At 44.2% G+C, this 23648-nt stretch carries 14 protein-coding genes; 1 reads left to right on the top strand and 13 read right to left on the bottom strand.

All coding sequences use genetic code 11. The annotated features are described in order from the left end of the window. The 8 genes from metG to DWU89_RS03615 are packed head-to-tail and all read right to left on the bottom strand — an operon-like array spanning nt 1 to nt 13651. Nucleotides 1-2040, bottom strand: a complete 2040-nt coding sequence (gene metG / locus DWU89_RS03650) for a methionine--tRNA ligase (protein WP_115498318.1) — start codon at nt 2038-2040, stop codon at nt 1-3. A gap of 50 nt (nt 2041-2090) precedes the next feature. Beyond that, the gene (locus DWU89_RS03645; RefSeq protein ID WP_115498317.1) at nt 2091-6113 is read right to left on the bottom strand and encodes an InlB B-repeat-containing protein; all 4023 of its coding nucleotides are present in this window, start codon (nt 6111-6113) and stop codon (nt 2091-2093) included. An 11-nt stretch (nt 6114-6124) separates the two neighbouring features. Beyond that, on the bottom strand, nt 6125-7753 hold the full coding sequence (locus DWU89_RS03640) for a PCMD domain-containing protein (protein WP_115498316.1): 1629 nt from the start codon (nt 7751-7753) through the stop codon (nt 6125-6127). Between the two features lie 5 nt (nt 7754-7758). Continuing rightward, on the bottom strand, nt 7759-8493 hold the full coding sequence (locus tag DWU89_RS03635) for a hypothetical protein (RefSeq protein ID WP_115498315.1): 735 nt from the start codon (nt 8491-8493) through the stop codon (nt 7759-7761). Then, entirely contained in the window at nt 8494-10662 is a 2169-nt protein-coding gene (locus tag DWU89_RS03630; RefSeq protein ID WP_158543324.1) for a DUF4493 domain-containing protein, read from the bottom strand. A gap of 10 nt (nt 10663-10672) precedes the next feature. Continuing rightward, complete coding sequence (locus tag DWU89_RS03625) at nt 10673-12034, bottom strand: DUF4493 domain-containing protein (protein WP_244205842.1); 1362 nt, start codon at nt 12032-12034, stop codon at nt 10673-10675. Further along, nucleotides 12031-12804 carry a DUF4493 domain-containing protein gene (locus DWU89_RS03620; RefSeq protein ID WP_158543322.1) on the bottom strand — a complete coding sequence of 258 codons (774 nt, stop codon included), beginning with the start codon at nt 12802-12804 and terminating at the stop codon, nt 12031-12033. The genes DWU89_RS03625 and DWU89_RS03620 overlap by 4 nt, the downstream gene beginning before the upstream one ends. A 25-nt stretch (nt 12805-12829) precedes the next feature. Further along, the gene (locus tag DWU89_RS03615) at nt 12830-13651 is read right to left on the bottom strand and encodes a DUF4493 domain-containing protein (protein WP_115498312.1); all 822 of its coding nucleotides are present in this window, start codon (nt 13649-13651) and stop codon (nt 12830-12832) included. Between the two features lie 1738 nt (nt 13652-15389). On the opposite strand from DWU89_RS03615, the gene DWU89_RS03610 reads away from it, so the two are divergent. Then, nucleotides 15390-16238: a helix-turn-helix domain-containing protein gene (locus DWU89_RS03610; RefSeq protein WP_115498311.1), complete on the top strand. Its 849-nt coding sequence runs from the start codon at nt 15390-15392 to the stop codon at nt 16236-16238. On the opposite strand, the gene DWU89_RS03605 is transcribed toward DWU89_RS03610, so the two are convergent. The 5 genes from DWU89_RS03605 to DWU89_RS03585 form a co-directional block, all read right to left on the bottom strand. Further along, nucleotides 16235-18799 carry a glycoside hydrolase family 38 C-terminal domain-containing protein gene (locus DWU89_RS03605; protein WP_115498310.1) on the bottom strand — a complete coding sequence of 855 codons (2565 nt, stop codon included), beginning with the start codon at nt 18797-18799 and terminating at the stop codon, nt 16235-16237. The genes DWU89_RS03610 and DWU89_RS03605 overlap by 4 nt on opposite strands. Nucleotides 18800-18833: 34 nt before the next feature. Next, a complete protein-coding gene (locus DWU89_RS03600) occupies nt 18834-20213 on the bottom strand; it encodes an aldo/keto reductase (RefSeq protein ID WP_115498309.1) in 1380 nt (459 codons plus the stop codon). 21 nt (nt 20214-20234) lie between these two features. After that, nucleotides 20235-21749 (bottom strand): 4Fe-4S binding protein, encoded by a 1515-nt coding sequence (locus DWU89_RS03595; protein WP_115498308.1) that lies wholly within the window; start codon nt 21747-21749, stop codon nt 20235-20237. A 114-nt stretch (nt 21750-21863) separates the two neighbouring features. Further along, entirely contained in the window at nt 21864-22616 is a 753-nt protein-coding gene (locus tag DWU89_RS03590) for a LytR/AlgR family response regulator transcription factor (protein ID WP_115498307.1), read from the bottom strand. Between the two features lie 7 nt (nt 22617-22623). Next, nucleotides 22624-23646 carry a sensor histidine kinase gene (locus DWU89_RS03585; RefSeq protein ID WP_115498306.1) on the bottom strand — a complete coding sequence of 341 codons (1023 nt, stop codon included), beginning with the start codon at nt 23644-23646 and terminating at the stop codon, nt 22624-22626. Nucleotides 23647-23648 lie beyond the last annotated feature (2 nt).

The raw sequence follows: 23648 nt of genomic DNA, 5'->3' as shown, positions 1-23648 counted from the left end.
TTATTTCACTTCGCTGCCGGGTTTCACAGCTTTCTCCGGCATGATTACGGAGAGACTTCCGTTGAAATCTTCGGCGGACAGTATCATTCCTTCGGAGACGATACCTTTCAGTTTGCGCGGCGCTAAGTTGGCGATGAAGCAGACCTGCTTGCCGACGAGATCTTCGGGAGCGTAGTGCTGGGCGATACCGGAGACGATCGTACGTTTTTCCAAACCGTCGTCGATGCGGAACTGAAGCAGTTTGTCCGCTTTAGGCACCTTTGTGCATTCCAGAATTGTCCCGACACGGATGTCTAACTTCGTAAAGTCGTCGAAAGCGATGTTCTCGCGAACCGGCTTTGCCTTGTAGTTGGCTTCTTCGTTTGCTTTCTTGGTGTCGAGCAGCTTCTGCACCTGCGCTTCGATCACGCTGTCTTCGATCTTTTCAAACAGCAGTTCGGATTTGCCTAACTGATGGCCGGCTTCCAGAAGGTCGGTCGAGCCGAGACGGTTCCAGCCTAACGGCGCGACGTTCAGCATCTTGTTCAGTTTCTCCATGCTGAAGGGCAGGAACGGTTCGAAGGCGATCGCCAAGTTAGCCGTGATCTGCAGGGCGATGTTCATGATGGTTGCCACACGTCCCATGTCGGTCTTAGCCAACTTCCAGGGTTCGGTGTCGGCCAGGTATTTGTTACCGATGCGGGCCAGGTTCATGGCTTCCTTCTGGGCGTCGCGGAAATGGTATGTATCCAGCAGGCGCTCCACGTCGGCTTTCACGTTGGCGAAGTCCGTCAGCGTCTGGCGGTCATAGTCGGTCAGTTCGCCGACTGCGGGCACTTTTCCTTCGAAATACTTCTCGGTCAGCACCAGTGCGCGGTTGACGAAGTTACCTAAGATAGCAACCAACTCGTTGTTATTACGCGCCTGGAAGTCTTTCCAGGTGAAATCGTTATCCTTCGTTTCCGGAGCATTGGCGGTCAGGACATAGCGCAGGACATCCTGCTTGCCCGGCATATCGACCAGATATTCATTCAACCAGACAGCCCAGTTGCGGGAAGTGGAGATCTTATCGCCTTCGAGGTTCAGGAACTCGTTGGCCGGCACGTTTTCCGGCAGGTTGAAACTGCCTTCCGCCTTCAACATCGCCGGGAAGACGATGCAGTGGAACACGATGTTATCCTTTCCGATGAAATGGACCATCTTGGTTTCCGGATCTTTCCACCAGGTTTCCCAGCTTTCGGGCAGCAACTCTTTCGTGTTGGAGATATATCCGATAGGCGCATCGAACCAGACATACAGCACTTTGCCTTCAGCACCTTCCACCGGAACGGGGATTCCCCAATCCAGGTCGCGGCTTACGGCGCGGGGCTGCAAGCCCATATCCAACCAGCTCTTGCACTGGCCGTAGACGTTCGGTTTCCATTCCTTGTGTCCTTCCAGAATCCACTGGCGCAGGAACGGTTCCCATTTATCGAGAGGCAGATACCAGTGTTTGGTTTCCTTCATCACCGGCTGGCTTCCACTGATCGCGGATTTCGGATTGATAAGGTCTGTCGGGCTCAGGGATGTGCCGCAGGCTTCGCACTGGTCGCCGTAGGCCTTTTCGTTTCCGCAGTGAGGGCAAGTTCCGGTGATATAGCGGTCGGCAAGAAATTGTTTTGCCTCTTCGTCATAATACTGTTCGCTCGTTTTCTCGATGAATTCGCCTTTGTCATATAAGGTACGGAAGAAATCCGACGCAACCTGGCGATGTGTGGCCGAAGTCGTGCGGGAATAGATATCGAAGGTGATACCGAAATCCTCGAAAGACTTCTTGATAATGCCATGATAGCGGTCAACCACATCCTGCGGAGTGATGCCTTCTTTCTTCGCTCTCAACGTGATAGGCACTCCGTGTTCATCCGATCCACCAATCATCAGAACCTCTTCTCCTTTCAGGCGAAGATAGCGTGCATAAATATCTGCAGGCACATACACTCCGGCCAGGTGACCGATGTGCACCGGCCCGTTCGCATACGGCAACGCCGTAGTAATCAGTGTTCTCTTAAACTGTTTTTCCATACCTTGTGTTCTCTTTTTGAGGCACAAAGGTAAGAAAATAATTTTAGATATTACCGGATGAAAACCTTTACAGCATCTTGTTCTCCCACTTTTACCACATATGTTCCGGCAGACATTTGATAAGCAGAATGTCCTCCGGGAAGAGTTTCGCTTTTTATCTGCAGTCCCCCCAAGTTCCAAACAGATAAACGGGCAGGCTGTTCCGTCTCGACATGTAACATATTATCAATAGCATAAATCCGTATATCTCCGAGTTGAATATCTGCATTAGCCAATGGAATATCTGCATTTCCATATTGAGCACTCATGACACAATCGCCAGTCAAAGTATAAGCATATGGATTCAATGTATTACCATCACTCCATTTCAAGAATATACTACCATTTACTGGTGACGCAGTCAGTGTTACGACGGTTCCATGTTTCAACGAACCGGTTTTATCCGCTCTTATCGTACCACCCACAGTCTGTTGCAATGAAAATTTATAGTTGTTGATCTCCAACCCTGAAACATCTATTTTCACGTCCTTTGTCACCTTCTTCAAATTATAAAATAACGTTTTTGTTTCTGAAGAAGCTCGAAGAGACAAATCAGTATCCAACACATCCCCGTTAGCAGTAACTTTAATTTGACTATTGCTATATTGAGGAAGAACAACAAGTTTCAACTGAATATCACCTCCTAACGCAACAGCATCAGAGTTAGCATTCACAGTGCCAACCCCAGCCCCCATCAAGACAGGAAGTTCAACCTTAACCACCGGTTCATCAGAAGCCTCGACGAACAACGGCAAAAGTTGTCCGGCATCTTTCGCAGCTATAATACGCGGATTATCAGCCTTTCCATCATTCCACATAGAGAACGTTTTACCAGACGGAGCCATTGCCCGAATAGCAATCATAGAAACAGGTGTCAAACCACCATCTTTCACATCTTTACCTGTTTCCAGGTGGATACCGGAAACATTTTCAGGTAAATCCAATTTCATCTCATTCAGTTTGATTCCATTGACAGCTATCACGATGTTCTTTGTTATATTATAAACACTATAAACATCTTTATAAACAGTCAGTTTCTCTCCATTTGCATACACTTCCGGTTCTGATTCGCTATAATCCGCATCTTTGCTAATATAGAATTTAAACGTTCCACCCTTCTTTACTTCCGTAGGATAACCGGTCAACGGCTTCACTTTAACACCGGTAAGAGTAGGAAGAACAACCAAATAACCCGGATCTTCCTGTACGAAACGGGCTTGGATAGTCGTATCTTTCTCTACCGTTACAATACGAGGATTATCCGTTATACCATCAGACCAAGTAAAGAACTTATAACCTTCATCCGGCCTGGCTGTTATGGATATACGATCGCCATAATTAACAATTTGCGAAGAACCCGCATTTTCATCACTTGTAAAATAGATATAACCGTTAGCTGTCTGCGACAAAACAACCTTATGCTTAATTCCGGTTATGCCAGTCACTTTAACAACTACGTTCGAGGTGTTGCCCGTCAAAGTATAAACACCTTGGCTATCAGGTGTTATATTTTTACCACCTACCGAAACAACCAAAGAATCCAACGATTCAAAATAATTCTTATCTATAACCAGTTTAAATTCAAATGATCCGCCAGTCGCTATAGCCGACACGACTTCACCACCTTCTGGATTAACCGCAGTAATTCCTTTAGGCAAATCAAATGTGATCGTTATCTTTCCCGCAGCAAAAACAATATCACGCGTAGCTATACCATCCTTATATCCTTCCTTTTTGGCGTATGCGACTATTTGTATGGTCTTACCCGTTGTCAAGCTACTGACTTGGAAGGGCTTTGAATAAAGTTTCGGTGTAGAGCCATCCAAACTATAATATAATGTAGAGGTATTATCGGTATTCTCTAAAGTGACCGTCACACTTTCACCCGCTGCAATAAAATCAGTAGAAACTGGATTCGTTACGATCTTCGGGGCAGAAACAGCAGGGCGATTATCTGCAAATTCAGCAGAAATAGTAAGCCCATCAGAACCCGGCATAATCGTATCAACCGGACTTGAGGTGTATGTTTTATCCCCAATCCTTAGTTTTACTAAACTATAAATAGATGAATCCGGTGTAGCCGTAACCTTCAAGGCAATCCCGGCTCCGACCTTTTCATTGTTTTTAATTTCCAGATTTCCACTCGTTACTTTAATCTTTCCATTGGCAGGTTGGGAAATACTAACAACATTACCAAGTGTCCATTTCGCATAGAAAGTTTTATTTCCCATCGAACCTTTTGCCAAAGAAACGGCTTCTTTAGTCAAGGCTGCATCGGTGAACCAACCGCTAAAAGTATAACCACCCCGTACAGGATAAGGCAAGTTGATATCTCCCGATTCATAGGTATATTCAGTTGGAACAGTTATACCGGCAGGGAAAGAGCCGTAATAAGTTTCATATTTAATAGTATAAACAACAGGAATCCATTTCGCATAAAAATGGAAGTTTTCTTTTGTTCCTTTTGGTATTACAAATGATTTAGCCTCTCCGGTTAAATCCGGATTATCGTACCAACCACCTACTTTATATGCACCATTTATCGAATCAGACAATATAACTTCATCATCCTTTGTATAAGAAATCGTTTTATCAACCATTTCTTTCATCGTAGGCTTATCCGCAGGGACAAGCCAATGATAGGTTATATGATAAGTTTCATTCCATTTTGCATATAAGACCTTATCGGCAATACTTCCTTCGGGCAATTCCAAAATTGGAGCATCAGAACAATCGGCTTTCTCACACCATCCCATAAACGTATAATTTTCATTTTGCGGAGTTGGAACAGGCAACAAGAATGGAGTATTAGTGTCTTCTTTGATATAAGTCAGAGAATAAGAGTCGGGCATAATGCCGCCATTCGCATGATATGTCAAATTATATATCTGAGACCACTTTGCATAAAAAGACTTATCACCGGCAGAACCTTCAGATATAGTAGTCACTTTATTTCCACTGAAGTTTGCATTATCATACCATCCCATAAATCGATACCCATCTTTAGAGGCCTCTTTCAAAGTAACTGCAGATTCAATTGTATATACATCAATGGCATCATTTGGATTCTCTCCTTCATCCAAATGATATGTAATTTTGTATTTTATCGGATCCCAATGAGCAATCAAATTCATCAAATAAGGATTCTCTGTCGCTCTTGGGAAAGGAGCTACACTACTAAGCTTTTCATCATCCTTATACCATCCATCAAAATTATATCCACTTTTACCAGGGATAGGCAAGTCTAAATCATTATCATCAATTGTGTAGGATTCTAATATGCGAGAAGGATTTTCACCCCCCTTTGTATCGTAAGTTAGTTTGTAGGTTACTTGTTCTACATAATAAATAGAAGATGTTGCTTCAAATTTTAATTCAGTAACATCTAAATTTGTTATAATATTAGTTCCTTGCTTTAAAATACAACCTTCTGCTATTATGTCTTTATATTTTACACCATTCTCAGAACGTATAAAAGTTGCATTACCTTGTTTACCATCACTTCCCAAAAAGGCTGAACCACCTTTTTTTCCTCCAGCCCCTGGCTCTATATTTAAAGTTACACCTTTTATTAAAATAGAACCTTCTGTTAAGACTATTGCCGAAGCATTTGCGCCATTATCTCCACTTGAAATACTATATTTCCCCTTATCATCAGCCTTTCTTCCTTTCACATAAATTCCACCATTACCGTTATCCTTTAATTTCAAATTAGCATTCGCCCCATTGACTTTTATACAAATTGCTTCATTCATATTAGCTGCATTTATAGCAGACAAAGTCTGTCCATTCAAATCCAATATTATAGTTCCATCCTTTATTTCTAAAGGATTCTCCCCTAATTCTATATTCCCATCAGGAGACGCCAATTTTATATAAGATTTCCCATCCTTAACAGCACTTCTTAATTGTGTTACATCTGTCACAACAGTTACATCTTGAGCATACACAACCTGTGACATAATCAATAAAAGCATTAACGCTGCAATTGATATAGTGTTTTTAAAAAAAGAGAACTTGCTATTTACAACCATATACAAAACTTTTATTCAAATACCAATTCACACTCATCCAAAAGCAATACACTACTCGTACTACCCGTAAAATAATCACCATACTTACTTGCAGAAGCCACAATCAGTATATAAGTCGGCCTTTTAAAATAATCGCGGTACTGCAACTGCACATTAAATGCCTTATAAGTATCTGTTGCCTGATTAGTCTTCATCTCACCAAAAGCAATCATCGATTCATTTTTCCATGTCAAATCAACAAATATACCTTTTGTCGTATTTACCCGAAATGGGCCGGTCCAATCAAATAATGCCATATAGATATGACATGAATCTGTTTGCCCCAACAATCCTTCAAAAGGTGGCTTCACCTGATTGATTATACCAGGGGTATACTTATAATACCCCTTTATTCCGGAAGGACGGCTCTCATATTTTTGGCCAAAATCAAGTTCAGCCCCTCTTAAATCAGACGTAACCTGTATAAATCGACCAGTATAAATATTACCTGCAGCAAACTTGGATGCCATATCAATATAATCAGAAGCCATACGTACAGCCTTACCCTTTATCACTTCCTTCGTCTCCGGGCTGGTAGGGTTACGGGAAGCTATACTCGCTCCGTCATTTCCCGAATCCCAAAAGTGATTGGCGTCATCCATATCTATATTCGGATACCATGCTTTACTATCCATTATCCAATCTTCAAATGAGAGATTAGGGACTTGGCTGATTGAGTCAGTTACAAATTCTGCTACATCACTGCTCTTACCATCGATATTCATTTGATATTCATATGTTGTCTGAGGCTGCAAATGAGTCATCATTGCCAGAAATTCACCTTCAGTATAACTCATTTCATTTGAAAGAACAGATTCCCACATCTCTTCTCCTTTCTTTCGATATTCAACAGAAACATTGCCAGTTAAAGTTGAACCTTTTAAATATGCCCTTCGTGTCCATGCTGAAAGCTCTGTTGTTTGGACATTCGCCGTAGGATATTGTACGCTTACTGTCCATTTCTCCCTTTCACCAAAAGCCGAAACGAAAAAGACACGGGGACGAGTAAAATCTGTTACCAGACTTGGTTCCGGCTCCGTTTTGGCGATCGAGCTACCAAGTTGCATACTTAAAATCTCAATATTACGCAAAGACGGCTGAGAAACAGAGTCTACATACACCACAACTTGTTTGGTATTCTCATCAATCAAGGCTGTTCCAACCTGATTCTTAACCTTAATACTCCGATTAATATCACGTGTAACATTTATAGTCCATTTATAGTCTTGATATAAACTCAAACGAAAAAGGACAGGCTTACTAAAATCCATAAATGTATTTGCATCTTCCGGCAGTTGATCCAAAGATTCAAAACTTGAATCAGGGAAACGGGAAACATCCATACAAGCAGATGAGTCCGGGAAAATGGTTGCCATATCTGTTACGATCAACTTCTCCACTTGTATTTTATGCAAATCCATTGTATCTATAACTTTAATTGTAACGGTAGAAGTTTCATCCGTAATTTTACATGAAACCATCCCTTCAACCTGCATTTCTTCTATACCGCAAACGACCACTCGTTCCGGCAAATCATTTTCCACACAACTCCAAAAGAATATGCAGAGGAAGCAAAGCGTATATCTAATTTTGATATTCATTTAAGCTACAAATAAAATACAATACCTAAATCGATGGATAATAAATTAATCTTGAAATTCGCAGAACTGGATGTACGTTTTCCCTTTTCTACTTGATCTTTATTCTGATCATACCAGTTAAAATTAAGACCGGCGACAGCAATTGAGGCCTCTACAGCAACAATATCATTTACAAAGCAAGTTATCCCCGGTGCTACTCCGATATTCAGATTGTGCTTCAATTGATAAACGCCACTCAATCCCCCTCCAAAATCATTACTACTCGTGCCCTCAGAATAGCCATATGCAACCCTGCCTTCATTAAAAAGACCAAATCGTTTACTATCACCCAAATTCAGATAGGTACGAATAAAGGCTGTTGCTGTATAAGTATTCGACTTATCATTCCATTCATCAATTGAAATATTGATATCATCACCTAACGCTAAAGAAAGGTTATCCAGCTTAGTATAGGAACGCGAATAAGCCAAGCGTCCGCCTATGCAAATATTATCCCGTATGAAATAACTGACTAAAGGAGTTACTTTAAAAGAATATCCTTCCGAATCAATATCTTTCAATACAGACATAAATTCAAAATTATCATCAACATGTTCCGAGTAGGAGAATGTCGCCCCCACCATCCATTGCCCTTTCGGAATGAAAGTTTTCATTTCAATCCCTCTGTCGTATTTGTTCCCTCTTGCCATCACAGCAACAGAAACCAACAGGCATACTATACTTAATCCTATTTTTTTCATTTATTCGTTATTTGGTGCATCATCATATATTAATTCAAAAGCATCTACCCACATCTGACTTCCGATTCCACCTGTATAGTAATCTCCATATTTACTGGAAGTACATGTTACAATTATATATGAAGGTTTATCCTCTTTATAATAAACTATCGGAATTTCAAACTTCTCATAAGCTGCCATATTCACTGCAGGTGTAACATCTTCCCCATTTTCTATTTTTTCATTTGTCAACTCACCAAAACCAATGACACCAGGATCTTCCCCCCTTTTTATCTTATCGTAATCAAAGAATGTTTCTTGCTTTAATGTATTAAGATAATGTTTTGAATACACCAACATCACATAGATATGGAAGCGATCATTTTTTCCATTCAGACCTCCTTTTTTATCCCAATCTATTGGAACAGATATATATTTATAATATCCGGTCAATTTGCTTGGACGAGAAGTAAACGGCTGGCCAAAGTTCATATCTGCCCCTTTCAAATCAACAATTCCTCCAAAAACACCAGAGAAAAGATTTCCGGCTGCAAAAATATCTTGCCCTATATATTTTTTATACTGAGACTTCAAATAAGCAGACTTCCCTGTCATATTATCAGGAACATAATCAGAGGACTGTGTCAAGACTAAACTTGCAGCAGAGGCTGCACCATTTCCTGTATCCCAAAAATCAGTTATAGAACCGGAAGCCCAAGGATTATTACCATTCCATTCTTCAAAACTTGCATTCGGAAGATTCTCATCCTTTTCTGTATTAAATGTCTTTTCTGCACCTTTTAGGTCCTCTCCGGCAATTGCATAATACACATATGTTTTACCGGGCTGCAAATTTGTAATCAAAGCAGAAAAAGTTCCATCCGACTCAGGATTAGCCTCTATCGTTTTATATTCACTTTCACCTTCCAACTTATATTTGAATCCCAAACCAGTCGATTCAGAACTTTCACCATATAAATATGCATATTTGGCAAAAGCATTTGCTTTTACCGTCTTAGCCGGTAATTTAGGACTGACATCAAAAGTAACGGTCTGAGATACTTCCTGATGCAACTTATCCATTGCATAGAAAGTAAACGTATGTATTTTTGTATCTAATTCTACTTTTATTTTTTCCAGCAGAAAACTCAGCAATTCATTAAAATCAAGATTCAGATCATTATAGTTTTCCTGATTTGCCGGAACAGGGAATTTAAGTCCACTCAATGTCATATTTGTTACATCATCCAAATGTAACAAGTCAAAAGACAGAAGACCTTCTGATTGAAACAATTCAGAATTCGCCTCTACCACTAATGATTGCAAGCCAACCAATGACTTAATTGACAAAGATGCTGCTGGGACTGACTGGCCTTCTTTCAATATGATTTTATTATCTTCAAAAGATTCTGACAACTTAATTTCAGGGACATCTTGATGTTCCAATGTACTTTCATCAATCACTATTTCACAATCCACTCTTTCGGCATCTTTGTCTACAGTGAGATTAAAATCTCCACCCGCTTCGTCTTCCGAAGAAGAAGCCATTCTAAATGATAATGTATAATGAAAGCGAGGCTCTATATCAGGAAATACCCTTCTTAGATAAAATTCTTGTCCATCTTTCTTTCGGACCAATTTCAAATCGGCAACTAACTTTTCCGGTATAAAAAAGCCTGAGCGATATTCATCACGGACATAAGTCAGCGAACCACAACTATTGCTTACTGTCGTTATATAGTCTACAAAAACGTTTTTGACATCATCAGTATAAAAGACCGACACTTTTGTATTTGCAATAGTGCAAGTAACAGTTGTTGTTGTTATTTCACCCGATTTTATCTCTACAGACTTTTCTCCGACATAAAAAGGTTTTTCCCATCCTGCTTCTTCTGACTGGTTGGAGCATACAGTAATTTTATATGTACCGATCGGCAATAATATTTTCTCATTGCGCACCTCTTTAAGATAATCGTTATAGGTCTTTATTGTATCCCCATCCGAATTTGCAATATATACATTCAACACCTCATCCGTCACCTCCTTGAGAGCTTTTGTCGATAAGGCATCATTCCGATCCACACTTAAACAAAGAGTTCCAGTTGGGGCTATGCTGCTTTTATCTTCATTACAGGAAACACATCCTAAGATAAACAAAAGACATAAACAACTATAGATATAATATTTCATTCCGCACATATTAATTATTTGTAACCTCAATTGTTAACGTTGCTGTTGTCGATTGACCTGCATGATCCTTTACCGTTATTTTGAAATCATACGTTCCAACTCCGATAGTCTTAGCTATCATTGGGACAAACTCAGTAATATCAAATTCATTTTCCTCGACATTAGGGGTTGGCAATGGCAACTTGACATTTTGCAATGCTTCTTTTTGTTGGTCCGTAGGGTTACACATATCAAAACTATGATCCAATTTAACCACATCCAATGCAACCCAAAGTCCTTCCGAAATATCAACTTGCAATACTTTTAATTTTCCCGGAGTATTAATCGAGACTTTTACAACCTTATTCGGATTACTCTTAGGAACCGTAACCGGATTTTTTATATCAAAGCCCTGCCCTACAATTGTTGGTTTACCAACCGTAGGTTCTTCTTCCCCACCGCTTGGATCATCCGGATCTACGATATTTGAAGGTATTTCTATTATATAATCTCTTTCAACTAAAGATATATCAACCTTTATTTGAGGAGCTTTAACAGGCACTTCAATTTCAGGCTTATCATCTCCTGGATCTTCCGGTTCATCCGGATCAGTGGGCCCTGTAGGATCACTGGGCTTCTCGTCCGGGATTTCATCCACAATTCCTAAATCTACTAATATATTATTATGTTCCTGTACCTCCGAATTTTTTGATAAATCTAAACTATATATCAAATCTTTTGCGCCATTCGCGGTTGTAGCATAAAGAGTGAATTGCAAGACACCTGTATTTTTAAGATATGCGATACGAGTTTCATCTTTAAATGTAGATAACGCTCCGCTCCCATTATCTATTACAACAGAATAATCATCACTAAACTTTGAAAGAAATTCGTCTGAACAACGAAATACAATCTTCTTATTACTCAATACACAATCCGTAATAACCTTTATAACCTCTTTAGGTGATATTTCACAAGCATTTGAACCAGAATAAAAAGGGGCATCAAAGCCGGCATTCACATCTTCGCCCAATGTAGCGCGTACCGAATATTTCCCGATCGGCAATAACAATCCTCCTTCACCTTTAAGTTCCGAATAACTCTCGTAATGTTTATATACCTGACCGATACTATCCAATATATCCACAGTAAAATCATTCACGTCTATAACAGTCACATCAGAACCAGATATCCCCCCTTTTGTATCGGGAATGTCAGCCTCTTTATATGGTTTCAATTCCAAATCCAATAAACCCGCTTGATCCAATGGTATTTCACTATTTCCGCTATCCGTTTTATCTTTCCCCCCTAACAAATCTTTCTTCATTTCACATGAAAACAATGCTAATGATAAAAACAGACCTACTATATAAGTATATTTTTGTAGTTTCATTTCTCTCCCTCCTCTTTATTATATAAGAAAGATGTCATTTTCACATCACTTTTGCCAGCATCTAATGTTATCACATAATACTCTCCCTGTCGAGGTGCATTTCCATTATTTGTAAAATACCAAGTCCGCTCCGGAAAAGGTAAACCATTCATTACAATATTTACTTTAACGACTAATCGTTCACATCCTTCTTTAAAATAGCAGGGACTCATATTTTCTTTGTTAAATTCTTTATCAGCCTTACCATTCAAGACTGTAACTCTATAATCATAACTATAGGGCTTTTCTTCCAATAGCTTCTTAAAACGATCTGATAATTGAAGTTCAACCCCCAATGATTTAAACTTACATACAAAATCTACATTTGTAGTTTGTTTTTCTACTATTTCAAATGATTGGATTCCTTCAAAGTAAGGCTCTTCAGAAACATGCTCCACATTTATTGGGAAATAAGCTTTTACCACATAAGATCCAATAGGTAAAAGAAGTGGAACTCCTGAATCACGCATCGCCGAGAACGAGTCAAAACTTTTGGGTTTCGGACCATCAATCTCAACAGCAAAAACGTTCGGATCAACTTCCACATTCAAAGTAGTGTCAGCACGAGTGTAGATAACAGGTATTTTTATATCTTCCTCTACTGTTGGCAGCAATAGGTTTAATCCTCCTTCTCCGGCAGAAAATAAAGTATTCGGCGTAACCTCTTCGTTGCATCCACTTAATACAAATGCAGATGCAAGTATCACAATATAAGATATTATCAGTTTCATTCTTTTCACGATTAAACAATATTCATTATTCCATATATCCTGGGATGTCCTCCCATAAAGGTTGCTCATTGAGTTCATCATCCAACCAAATATCTAATCCGAGTCCGTTAGACGTCCCATCCGTTTTAAATATTAGGCGTACACTTTGGCGACGCTCTAATGGGATTGCTGTAGGAACGGAAAACTTAATTTCTTTTGTTTCTCCAACTTTAGTTAAGAGGAGAGTAAGCTTTAATTCTGAACCATCTTTTGCTACCTGAAAATAAGCCGGACGAGTTTCCTCTTTCGTAATTTTCATATCAGTTGATGTAAAAGATGTTTTTAATAATGCTGTATAGCTTGAATAGATTTTTTTAAAATCTTCCGTATAATCCACCGTCACCCGTGCATTCCCCAACGTACAAGTCACATCGATAGGCGTACTCATGTCAGCTTTCACCGTAAAATCGGAATTTCCTTCAAAATAGGGATTTTCAAATGCGGAAGGGAGGTTGTCGCCTTTATAGGCGATCATGGAATAGGCACCCTCTTTCAATTCTATTTCTGAGGGCATTCCATCGAAGCGGTCATACGACAGGACGGTATCGGACCCTTGCACGATGCGAATTTTGTAATCACCTGTAGTCAGGAATTTCTCAAATTCATCCGAAACGGAAGCTTTAGTCGGGCTATTGACACCTTTATTCAAAGAAGTCGTATCAGCAGATAATGACAAACGCAGTTTTCCAATTCCACCGGCATTTACACGATCGGAATCGCAGGAAGATACACTTACAAGCACTCCCAATACACAAATTAATAATGCGGTAGTCCTCCCGAGACTATATTCAATTATACATTCTTTCATCTAATAAGAAATCGTTATTTACCTAAACTTCAGACTATACCTTCTTGAAAAAACACATACACCTTATGATTTTCGCCCCTTCTCCCCAAAAAACGCTGCAAAATAACGACAATCCCCAAAATTCCACAAGGTCTATTTATCCGATTACGTGTTCTTTTCTTTAGAAATCAAGGTATGAGCATACAGTAAAGTCCTCATATAGTAATACACAGTGTTCTGTTTTTTATGGTATCCGGTTGGGAGATGACCCTTACAACCCTCAACTACCAACATAGGAAACGTAAACCAAATGATTACAATAACCCCCTGTTTCGACTGTTTTTCTATTTCGTCCGAAATTTTGATCGATTTTGGATTGACTCTTTTCTCTGTTTTAACCGGCTCGGATGACAACAGATGAAATGAGGTGCCGAGCCCATACCAAAAAGCGTGCAAATTGATTGCCGGAAGATGGAAATGCCGACAAAGTGATAAACCTTAACTCCCGGAGAATCGAATATTTGAAAACAAAACGGACGGTGTTCCAAATATCCCAAGGAAATTTTGGAGGCTTGTTGCCGTGAGGTGCGCAGAAAATTGCCTTGAAGTAACGCTTCATCGCTCTGAAGGTTGACTTCGTGCTATATGAAGTCTGACTTCAGAGCAACAAAGTTCCGGATCAGAGCGATAAAGTCCCTCTTCATGGCGATAAGGTGCCGAATCATAGGAAAAAGCCCCTTTTTGACAGCTGAAAAGTGGGTTGACATTTGTTTGAATTAGGGAACCTTTCGAGCTCAAAAAATCCGTTTTTTACAATAAGCCCCCCCTGTAGGCGATTCGCGAACCGCCCAAAGCCCTGTAAGGGCGACAGATCATAGCCCAAGGCGTGAGCCTTGGGTTTAAATAGGACCACCTCCTGTCTTCGAGCCCTGTAAGGGCGATACCTTGTGACACAAGATGTTACCGGTGCCGCCCTTACAGGGCTAAGAGGGGGAGGTGGACGTTTCCTTAACCCAAGGCTCACGCCTTGGGCTGAGATCTGCCGGGCTTACAGCCCTAAGACAAGGTTGCTAAATCATCATTTGCAGGTTCAGATTTTCTTAAATATGATCCCTTCTAACTTTCAACTCTTAACTTTCAACTTTCAACTACTTAGGGGGGACTTATTGTAAAAAACGTATTTTTCAGGTTCAAAAGACAGCCGAAACAAAACAAATGTTAATCCGCTTTTTCGACCTCAAAAAGGGACTTTTTCCTCTTTTTTGAGCGTTTCCAGCCATTACGACCGTCCTCTTTGCCATTGCGACCGTGCTAATGTGTAGTGCACTCGGCACCTCGCGAAGATTAGCACGGTCGTAATGGCGATTTGGACGGTCGTAATTGGAAAGAGGACCGTCTAAAGGGCAAAAAAGCACCTGAATTTCCTTGGGATATTTGGGACGCCGTCCGTTTTGTTTTCAAATATTCGATTCTCCGGGAGTTAAGCTTTATCACTTTGTCGGCATTTCAACTTTCCGGTAATCAATTTGCACATTTTCCGGGACGACCTCGGCACCTCGTTCCATCCGGTGTCAGCCCACAAGGCTAAAACAGAGAAAAGAGTCAATCCAAAATCGATCAAAATTTCGGACGAAATAGAAAAACAGCCGAAAAGGGGGCTTATTGTAAAATTCCCGACGATGAAGTCCTATTTTTCAATACTTGTATAGATTTTCCGCAAAATCCGTTTATCTTTGCGAAGGAGATAATAAACACAAATATGGAGAACGACATTCCTAAAATAGACCTTCCCGAGGATTGGATCATCGGAAATCTTACTCACAACGATATCGGTTTGCTCAGCCTGTATGCCAATTATCCGTGCCGGTTGAAAGCGGAGATATTCGTGCTTTGCATGCAAGGGGAAATTGAAGCCTCTGTCAATCTGACGCGCAAGCAGGTGAAGCCGGGCAGCTTTATCACGATATTGCCGGGTACGATTTTACAAATCCATAAGGTAGAGGGGGATTTGCAGATCTATTTTATGGGATTCTCGTCGGATTTTATCGAACATTCCAATATCGGTAAATCGGCAATGGATATGCTTTATGCAGTCAAAGACAACCCGATCATCGAGTTGAAAGAGCAGCACGCGCAACTGTTGAAAGACTACTTTTCATTACTTCTTAAAACATACGAGGTTTGTGGCTCCCGGTTAAACAAAGATATTCTGAACCACCTTCTGTCCGGAATACTGATGGGAGTGGGCGCCATGCACAAGGACAAAATCCAAAGCAAGGCAAACATATCCAAAGCCGAACAGATCAGTAAGAACTTCAGCCGCCTGGTGATGCAGAACTATACCACGCAACGAAACGTTGCGTGGTATGCCAAAAAGCTTGGCATAACTGCGGCACACCTCAGTACGATCGTCAAACAGACAACCGGTAAAACCTGTGTCGAGATCATTACCCTGATGGTGATTATGGATGCCAAAACACAGTTGAAATCGACAAACCTGAGCATCCACGATATCGCCTATTCGCTGAACTTCACCAACATGTCCTTCTTCGGCAAATATTTCAAACGCAATGTCGGAATGGGGCCGTTGGAATACAGAAACAGTTAGAAGATATCGCTTATTTTCAATGTCCTTATTCCATACCGGGGGATGGAGAACGTGACGGATGAAGCTTTGTTCTTCTTGGACACAGCCAAATCCCCCGCGGGACGTCCGTCCAGTTCCACCAGGCAAGCCTTCATGTCTTCCACCGAGAAGGTCAGCGTTTTGGGGGCTTGGTTTCCTTGTGCATTAAACAGACGGATATACAGGTCGTTCCCCTTGCAGGTCATGGACACCAGCTCGTATGCATGATCTTCTATCCGGAAGAAAGAACCGGAGTCGGGAGAAGAATCGCCGGTAAGGGTTGCTAACAGCGGTTCATTGCGCCGCTCGCTCCAAGTCCACAGGCGGCTCTTTTCCCATGTGCCGGTGTGGGGCATGATGGCATAGGTGATCTCCGTTGGACGGGTGATATCATAATCCCTTCCCCAAAGACCTTTTCCGGCATATTGAAGATCTAACGAGAGCGGGAAATCCTGTCCGTGTGCATAAGAGGTGGTATGGTCGGTGAAAAGAGCCAAGCCGTACGACTTATTCCGGCTTCCCAAATCGACCCAGTTCAGGATAAGATTGTTCTTGATACTGTCCCACCGGTTGAAGAAAGTGTTCTCCAGACGGCTTTCGCAAACATCGAAAGGCGCATTCTTATAAATCTGTTGTTCCGGAAGGTTGACAGGGAAATGCACCAACAGCTTGTAGCGGTCGTCATAAAATGCTTTCCGGGGATTTTTCGAATCAAACGGGATACCCGGTTCACCGATATGCGGATTACCTTTCCAATCCAACTTCACACGCATCTCGATACGCGGATCGCCCTGCACCAGGCGGATGGTTTGCGTAAACGGATGATTGCCGATCCGGCCCTCTATCGCAACAGTGGCAAACAGGGGTCCCTGTTCCACTATCCGGACTTTTGCCGGCTGTTCCGTACTGGAGATAAACCGTCCTTCGTCCACGAAATAACCGCGCATCTCATTGAAACTACGTTCATCCGTCCGGTCGACATACTCGTGCCCCCGGGCCTTCGCAGACTTCAGGCTGCGTATAATTCCTCCCCGGGACGGGTCGATAACCAAGGCGTATAAATCACTTTCCAGCAGATAGGTTCCATCCGCGTTTTGTGTGATCCGGGGACCGTTCGTCTTTGCAGGCTCCGCTTTGCGAAGGGCGTACGAGGCGTAACCGGCAGAAGGGACTTGTGCCCGGAAGAACAACCGGGTATGCCCGTTTTCCGCAACCAACTGCGCAGGATAGGTCTTGCCTTTTCTGTCGGCTACCACCCATTTGTCACTTGCCCAGGCACCGGGGACCTCGACGGAGACGAGCTCATCGCGCTCCGTCGCTAACGTGTTATAGACACGCACGGCCGTCTGTCCCTTTTCGGTCATCAAACCGAGCGCTTCCCGGATGACCTCGCGGCTGATCCGGTTTGTCGAAGCTGTCCAGTCCGTGACTGTTTCCGCCCAGTTTTTATTATCCTTTAAATTATTGTAAGGGACAATCCAGCAATCGTGGTGTTGTGACAACAGAAGTGTCCGCCATCCTTCGTCAATCCGTTCGACAGGCCATTCCATGCCTTTATACAAACGTCCGTAAGCCGCCATTTTCTCAGCCTGCACGATTGCGTTTTCCGAGGTGCGCACTTCCGTTGCCAGGCGTTGCATGACCTGGGTTCCCCACATCAAGCCGGGCAAGAAATCTTCCTGCGTTGCGTGCCAGTCGTCCGTAGTCGTTCCGACAGAACAGTTCCGGATATAATCGCGCCAGGTCTTATAGGCCGTCGGCGTGTAATAGGCGGAAGTATCCCGTCCCAGCCAGGGTCCGTTATCCCAACCATGACTCCAGGCAGCATCCTGGATACACATTCCCACCGGATTCCCGATACCTGCTGCCAGGCATTTACGTATATATTCTTTCGAATTGTAGCTGGCAACAGATGTCCAGGTCGAGTTGGGCGACAAATTCTCACAGGCATAACGGGGAACAGTGAGTAACTTCGTGCCGTCCGGTCCCCCCCAGTTCACCAGTTCCCCACCGTAAGCATTGACATATCCGCCCCACATCGTGTTCGGGTTCTTGGTGGAAGCGTACGAAAAACCAAAAGACTTCAGGATCGTAGGCAGACAGCTCGTGAAGCAAGGCTCTTCAGCCGAATAAGTGGTGAATTCAGCTTCCGGAAAATGTTTCCGTATCAGCTGCATCCCATATTCAAACTGCCGGATCGCGCTTTCGCCCGAAGTGCCGAAGAAATAACTTTGCGCATACGTCGGATTAACATATTCGATCCGCCCGGTCTCCACCGACTGGTCTTTGAACAAGCGCTTAAAGGCGGCATATCCTTCGGGGTCGCGTTGCTTGACCACGTCCCACGACTCCGGTTCGATCTCGAGGTTCACGCGCCAATCCGGATTCTGGCGCAACTTGAGGGCGATAAAGGCGGTCTGTCCGACCGGATAATGCCCGTAGATTCCACCATGATATCCGTCTATAAAATAGGCTTGCTGGGCGGATGTCCAACCGGGGATCAGAATCAAGACGACGAGTAGTGCAATTAGTTTTTTCTTCATGGCCTATTCCTGTTTAATGAGATGATTTCCGGTTTTACAGCGTCTCCTGCCTCAACTGTTCGACAAACTTATCGATGCGCTGCAACTCTTTCGGTATGTCGATCGATTGGGGACAATGCTCGTTGCATTGGTCGCACCCGACGCAATGATCAGCCTGGCGCAATTTCGGCACGCTGCGATCGTAGCCCACCAGGAAGGCGCGGCGCGCTTTCCGGTAGTTCTCGTCCGTCCGGCTTTTCGGGACATTTCCTTCGTTCACACACTTATTATAGTGAAGCAGCACAGCCGGGATATCAATCGCATACGGGCATGGCATACAATACTTGCAGTCGTTGCAGGGGATTGTCGGATATTTGATCATCAATTGCGCCGTCTCTTCCAGGAAGTCTTTTTCCGCATCGGTAAGCGGAACCAGCGGGGAATAAGTACGGATATTATCCTGCAAATGTTCCATATAGGTCATACCGCTCAATGCCGTCAGGACCAGTTCGGGAGAACCGGCAAAGCGGAAAGCCCACGACGCAACGCTATCCTCGGGACGCTGTTCCTTCAAACGCATCATGATATGCTGGGGAACGTTCGACAGGCGGCCACCCAACAACGGTTCCATGATAATGGCGGGTATATTCCGTTTTTCCAACTCCTGATACAGATATTCGCCGTTTACATTGTTTCCCGTGGCATGACGCCAGTCGACATAATTCATCTGTATCTGCACGAAGTCCCAATGCACCGTGTCGTGCAAAGCCAGCACTTCGTCAAAGACATCCGGCTTCCCGTGGAATGACCAGCCCAAGTGGCGGATACGTCCCGCTTCACGTTCCTTCATCACGAAGTCAAGCATCCCGTTGTTGATGTAACGTTCGTTGAACATCTTCATCCCTCCGCCACCGATCGAGTGGAGCAGGTAGTAATCCAGATAGTCCGTTTGCAGTTCGCTCAGCGAGCGGCGGTACATGGCGATCGAGTTCTCGCGCGTATAGTTCGAGAAGTTAGACAGCTTGGTCGCCAGATAATACGATTCGCGCGGATGACGGCTCAGGGCGATCCCCGTTGCTTTCTCCGACCAGCCCTGCACGTAGACGGGGGCCGTATCGAAATAGTTCACACCATGGGCAATGGCATAGTCGACCAGTTCGTTGACCGCATCCTGATCGATCAGATCGCCTTTTCCGTCGGGAGAAGGGATTGTCGGCCAGCGCATACAACCATAGCCCAGCAGGGATACCTTATCATCTCCCAAGCTGGGGAACGAACGGTAAGTCATCTTGTCGGTCGGGACAGGCGAAGAGCCCTTGCTGCCGGAACCTTTTTGATCTTTCGGGGCACAGCCGTAAAGGGCGGCTGTTGTCGTCGCAGCCGTGATGCCTACTATATTCAGAAAATCACGGCGGTTGATATATTGATCTTTCATAGATTTATTCTTTAAAACGGATTATATAACTCGATGCCTTTCATGGCCTTCCACATAGATAGCCGTCAGCGGGCGCGAAGGACAAAGGTTCTCGCAAGCACCGCAACCGATGCATCGTTCGACATTGATAGCCGGTATCTTCAGGGATTTCGGATCGGCAGGGTCGGATGCCACCATCTCGATCGCATTCGTCGGGCAATGGCGGGAACAGTTGCCGCACTCGACACCATCGGTGATCGGCACACAGTTAGCCTTCACCCATACGGCATGGCCGATCTGGACAGACGACTTATCCTCTTTCGTGATCGGCAGGATCGCACCCGCCGGACATACCTCGGAGCATTTCGTACATTCGGGACGGCAATAGCCGCGCTCGTAAGACATCTCCGGCTGCATCAGGGTCATCAGGCCGCCGGAAGGGCGCAACACATGACTGGGACAGACCGAAACGCACAACTGGCAAGCGGTGCAATGCTGTCTCATGTTGCGTATGCTTTGTGCACCGGGCGGGACGATAGGCGTCAACCGTTCCTGCTCTTTCCGTTCCTTGATCGGCGCCAGTCCACCGTCTCTTTTCATCTCGACCTCTTCCGCCTTCTTTTCCTGCGCTTTCAACGCACCGCCCATAAGAACGAGGGCTGTTGTCGACAAGGCTCTGCGGCGGGAAAGATTTGTTTTGTCTTCTGTTGCCGGTTGGTCCGTTTCCTGCTTCTTCGCTTTCCATACCGGAGCATACGAAAGTGCATTCTTGCGGCAAACATCCAGGCAATTCATGCAGACAACGCAACGGCTGCCGTCTACTTTATGCTGCTTGCCGTCGATACAGGCCGCCTTGCATTGGCGGGTACAGAGGCCGCAACTGTTGCATTTCTCCGTATCGATCGTGATGCGATAGAGGGAAAAGCGGGAGATGAAGCCCAACACTGTCCCCACCGGACAGATCGTATTGCAGTACGTACGCCCGTTCCGCCAGGCCAAGACGAAAAGCACGACCACCGTAGCGACCGCAACTAAAAGCGTCGACAGGCTCTTCATCCAGACATCCACCTCGTAGAAGGCGTAGCTGTCCATCCGTTCCGCCAGATAGGCCAACAAATTATTGCCCCACATCCAAAGCGGCTGGAGCAAGCTGTTGGCAATACGCCCGTAGGCACTGTAAGGCGCCAGCAAAGCGACAAAGGAACCAACCCCCGCCACTAAAGCCGCCACAAAAACGGCCAGCACTCCATAGCGCAACCAGGAAAGCGCAGGCGAATAGGAATAGGGCAACTTCTTCCCTATCCTGCCGAACCTCGCTATCACATCCTGAAAAACACCTAACGGACAAATCACGGAGCAGTAAATACGTCCGAACACCAGCGTCAGGAGAATTAAAAGTAACACAACACCCACATTCAAAGCCAGCACGGCAGGCAAGAACTGGATCTTGGCAAGCCATCCGAACCATCCGTGCAACGTCCCCGTAAAGTCGAGGAACAGTAGTGTGATAAGCACGAAACACAACGTGGCCGCCATTAGTCTAATCTTTCTTAACATCGCGTATCTCATTATTGGTTAAAAATATAACTACAAAGATGCAAAAATTCTACTTTACATATACACAGGCACTTCACCAAAACGAAAAAAAGGTGGATCATCGCGAAATGCCGCTCAGTCGCTCACCAGCCACGACTTGAATTCGGAAGCCTTGTTCTTGCTTACATAGATACGTTCGGGGACTTCCACATCCAGGGTCACCAGCAGACGGTTATCGAACCAAACCGTTATGTCGGAGATGCTGTCTCTGTTGACGATAAACTGTTTGTTCGCCCGGATAAAGTCCGCCGGATCGAGTGAAGGCATGATCTGTTCGAGTGTCTTGGAATAAGGATATTGCGTCCCGTCCTTCAAATAGATGCATGTGCTTTTGTCGGAGGTATAGAAACAGGAGACCTCTTTCAGGTTGACCGGCAACAGCTTGTCTTTATAGGGAACCAGCAGTTTATCCTTGTATTTGGGGGCAGGCGCCAACCGTGCTAATTGGGACAGGTATTGGAGAATATCCTGCCGGTTCAGCTTGCCGTATTTGGCCAGTGCATGCCGGATGTCTTCCACCTTTATCGGTTTCAGCAGGTAATCGATACTGTTCACCTTAAACGCCTCTATCGCATAGCGGTCGTAGGCGGTCGTGAACACGATCGGCGTCTCGAGCTCGATCTTGTCAAAAATGTTGAACGCCGAGCCGTCCGACAAATGGATATCCATAAAAATCAGCTCCGGGGCAGGATTCTCCTGAAGCCAGTGGACAGTCTGCGTGACGCTTTCCGTATTCCCGGCAATCCGGATATCCGGTGCCACCTCTTTCAATATATCCACCAGGTTCTCATAAGCAGCAGTTTCGTCTTCTACAATCAATACTCTCATACGGCTTTCATTTTAAAGGAAGATAAACGCGGAAGGTCTCTTCTGTGGACTCTATCCGTATCTGCCTGTCCATCAACAGGGCGAAACGGCTTTCCAGGTTCTTCAGCCCGGTACCGTTCGTATCGGGGATGGATAGCTTCGGATAGACAGGATTCGAGACGACCAGTTCGTCCAGTTCGTTGAGCACAATCGAAATCTCCATCTTATGCTCGCTATCTATCGTGTTATGTACAACCACGTTATCGACCAATGGCAACAAAGAAAGAACGGGCAACATCAGCCGGTCCTTCCGTTCCTCATCCACCCGGACGGAAAAGACCAGTTTGTTGGCAAAGCGGACTTCCATCACATATTGGAAGGAAAGCATAAACTCCAGCTCCTCCCGCAAGGAGACCAGTCCCTTCCTGTCGCTCTGAAGGATATACCGGAAGATGTCGGACAACTGATAGACATACATCAGCGTCTTCTCGTCATCCTTCTTGCGGATCAGGGCGGATATCCCGTTCAGCGAATTAAAGAAGAAGTGCGGGTTGATCTGGTTGGCAAGCGCGTCGCACCGGCTCTGCAGGTTCTCGAAACGCAGGCGCTCGATCTCCGACTCTTTTTCCCGCTGCCTGGAATAGAGCATCGATATATATCCGATAAACGTACAAAGGAAGCAGGTCACGAAAAACTGGAAGATCAGGATGCTGCCCAACGCATCCGTATGAATCCCCATGGAAGAGACTCCGTATGAAACAGAGGCATAGATCAGATAGGCAACCAGCGAAAACAGGAAATTACGCATCAACCGTTGCCGGAACAGGGCGGCCGGCATCTTCTTCAGATTATAGTGTATCAGAAGGCAGATCAGCCCCCAAAAGAAAAAAAAGCGGTAGACAAAAAACGCAAGAAAGCCGGCGTGTTCGGATGCTTTGAGGAATCTCAGCTCCCAGGGAATACAGGCGATGTTGGGATATACGATAAACACCGCACTGATCAGGCCGACCAGTGGAAGCTTCCGGGTAATATAAATATCGAACGAGTCCATAA

Origin of the sequence: Parabacteroides acidifaciens, assembly GCF_003363715.1 — a bacterium.
Taxonomy (GTDB): Bacteria; Bacteroidota; Bacteroidia; order Bacteroidales; family Tannerellaceae; genus Parabacteroides; species Parabacteroides acidifaciens.
This window is presented reverse-complemented; position numbering and strand designations above follow the sequence as displayed.